Here is a 2,716-nt window from a genome sequence, read left to right on the forward strand (position 1 = left end):
CCCGCCGCTCGGTGGTCTGGGCCATCTGGCTGATCGGCGCGTTCTACCTCTTCACTCTCGTGCTCGGCTACGGCGCCAGCGCCCTCATCGGATCGGAGCGCATCCTGGCCGCACCGGGAGGCGTCAACTCGGCTGCGCCGCTGCTGGCCTTCGAGCTCGGCGGATCCATCCTCCTCGGACTCATCTCCGCCGTCGCGTTCGCCACGATCCTCGCGGTCGTCGCAGGACTCACCATCACGGCCGCGGCCTCGTTCGCCCATGACATCTACGCGAGCGTCATCTGCAAGGGCAAGGTCGACCCGGACGGGGAGGTGAAGGTCGCGCGTCGCACGGTCGTCGTCATCGGCCTGCTGTCGATCCTCGGCGGCATCGGCGCGCAGGGCCAGAACGTCGCGTTCCTCGTGGCCCTCGCCTTCGCCGTGGCGGCCAGCGCCAACCTGCCGACCATCCTCTACTCGCTGTTCTGGCGGAAGTTCAACACGCAGGGCGCCATCTGGAGCATGTACGGAGGGCTCGGCTCCGCCATCCTGCTGATCGCCCTCTCGCCCGTCGTCTCCGGCGGCGAGAAGTCGATGATCCAGGGCGCCGACTTCTCGGTGTTCCCGCTCAGCAACCCGGGCATCGTCTCGATCCCGCTGGCGTTCTTCCTCGGCTGGCTGGGCACCACCCTCTCCCGGACCACGGAGGACCCCATGAAGCAGGCCGAGATGGAGGTGCGCTCCCTCACCGGCGTCGGTGCCGAGAAGGCCACCGACCACTGAGGCAGCTCCCGAGCAGCACCACGGAGGCCGTCCCACCGCGAGGTGGGGCGGCCTCCGCCGTTTCGGGGAGGATCAGCCCTGAGGCGCGAGGAGCCTGAGGACGCTGGACAGTGCTGCCGGCATGCTCGTGGCGGGGTCGTAGAGCCACTGCAGCTGGATGCCGTCGAAGACACCGACGATGAGGCGCGCGGCGTCCTCGGGCGCGATGTCCGTGCGGATCTCGCCGCGGGCCTGGGCACCGGCGATGTCCCGCTCCACCGTGCCGAGGAGCCACGAGTAGCGGGTACGGAAGTAGTCGTGGGCGGCGTGGTCCGGGCGCGTCGCGGTCGCGGACGCCACGGCGAAGAGAGCGGTCAGTCCGGGATGCCGTTCGTTGTGCTCCGCGATGCCCGGGAAATCCGCGAGGGAGGTCACCGATCCGCCGTGCTGCGCACTGTTCTGTTCGTCGCGGTCGGCGAGCACCGCGGTCAGCAGGTCCTGCTTGCCGCTGAAGTAGTGGAAGAGCGTCGCTTCCTTGATGCCCGCGCGTTCCGCCACGAGCTTGAGGGTGGTGCCCTCGAAGCCCTCGGCGGCAAAGACCTCCGCGGCGATCCTCAGCAGCTCGCGCCGTCGCTCGATGCCTTTGGCGTAGGTGCCCTGCGCCTTCGTACCCATGGATCGAGTGTAGGGGGTGGGAACAGGCCGAAATAAAAACCCAGTGCCGCTCGGTTTTGTGTAGCCTGAGTTCCACCCACCACCCACCGTCATTACGAAGGAGTAATTATGGGCAAGTATTCGGACGCGCGCCGGGATCCGACGGCGGCACCGGGGAACAATGCAGCGGCCCGACGGCGTGGCCTGCGGCCCGTCGCCACCCTCACCGCGGGCGCCCTGCTGGCGACGATCCTGGCAGCCGGGTCGGCGGCGAGCGCGGCGCCTCCCCAGAAGGTCCGGCAGCCCGCGCTGGACAGCCGGTCGGCGGAGATCATCCGTGTCGACGGGCGGTCCTTCCGCGACCTCGACGGGGACGGCGCGCTGACGCCGTACGAGGACTGGCGCCTCGCGCCGGAGGAACGCGCCGTGGACCTCGTCGCCCGCCTCTCCCTCGAGGAGAAGTCCGGCCAGCTGATGCACGCCTCCTTGTCGGGGCAGGCCACCTACGACCGCACGGCGTTCACCCGGCTCCTGGCGGAGCGCCACATCACCACCTTCATCTCCCGGCTCGGCGCCGGGGCGGGCACCCTGGCGCGAGAGCACAACGATCTCCAGTCGCTCGCCGAGGAGCAGCCCTTCGGCATCCCCCTGAAGATCAGCACGGACCCCCGGAACGGCTTCACGGTCACGGAGGGCCAGACGGTCTCCAACGGCGACTTCACCGCCTTCCCGGACCCGATCGGCATGGGGGCGGTCGGCGACCCGGAGGCGACGAGGGCCATGGCCGACATCATCCGCGAGGAATACCGTGCCGTGGGCATCCACGAGGCGCTGTCACCCCAGGCCGACCTGGCGACCGAGCCCCGGTGGACCCGTATCAACGGGACCTTCGGTTCGACGGGCGAGACGGTGGGCGAGCACGTCCAGGCGTACGTCGAGGGCATGCAGGGCGGCCCGGACGGGCTCACCCCGGACGGCGTCGCGACGGTGGTGAAACACTGGGTGGGCTACGGCGCGCAGGTCGACGGCTACGACAGCCACTACTACTACGGCCGGTACGCGGCCTTCCCCGGCAACAACTTCGAGGAGCACCTGACCCCCTACGAGGGCGCCTTCGCCGCGGGAGCCTCGGGCATCATGCCCACCTACTCGATCCTGCAGGACCTGCAGCGCGACGGGACGGCCGTGGAGCAGGTGGGCGCGAACCACAACGAGTACCTCCTGCAGGACGTGCTGCGCGGGGAGTACGGGTTCGACGGCGTCATCACCTCCGACTGGGGCATCGCCAACGACTGCCCCGCGTCCTGCCTGGCGCTCCGCCC

Annotated in this window: 3 protein-coding genes; 2 read left to right on the top strand and 1 reads right to left on the bottom strand. The window is 69.8% G+C overall.

Annotated features, from left to right (window positions below; translation table 11 throughout):
- The coding region (locus tag CVO76_RS04015; protein WP_432206128.1) for a solute symporter family protein at positions 1-761 on the top strand (761 nt) is incomplete at its 5' end.
- A 72-nt stretch (positions 762-833) separates the two neighbouring features.
- On the opposite strand, the gene CVO76_RS04020 is transcribed toward CVO76_RS04015, so the two are convergent.
- Positions 834-1,415, bottom strand: coding sequence for a TetR/AcrR family transcriptional regulator (locus CVO76_RS04020; protein WP_133082174.1), 582 nt, complete (start codon positions 1,413-1,415; stop codon positions 834-836).
- 108 nt (positions 1,416-1,523) lie between these two features.
- Between CVO76_RS04020 and CVO76_RS04025 the strand changes: the two genes are divergently transcribed.
- The coding region (locus tag CVO76_RS04025; protein ID WP_208740770.1) for a glycoside hydrolase family 3 protein at positions 1,524-2,716 on the top strand (1,193 nt) is incomplete at its 3' end.

This window comes from Arthrobacter agilis (genome assembly GCF_002953615.1).
In the GTDB taxonomy this organism is placed as follows: domain Bacteria; phylum Actinomycetota; class Actinomycetes; order Actinomycetales; family Micrococcaceae; genus Arthrobacter_D; species Arthrobacter_D agilis_B.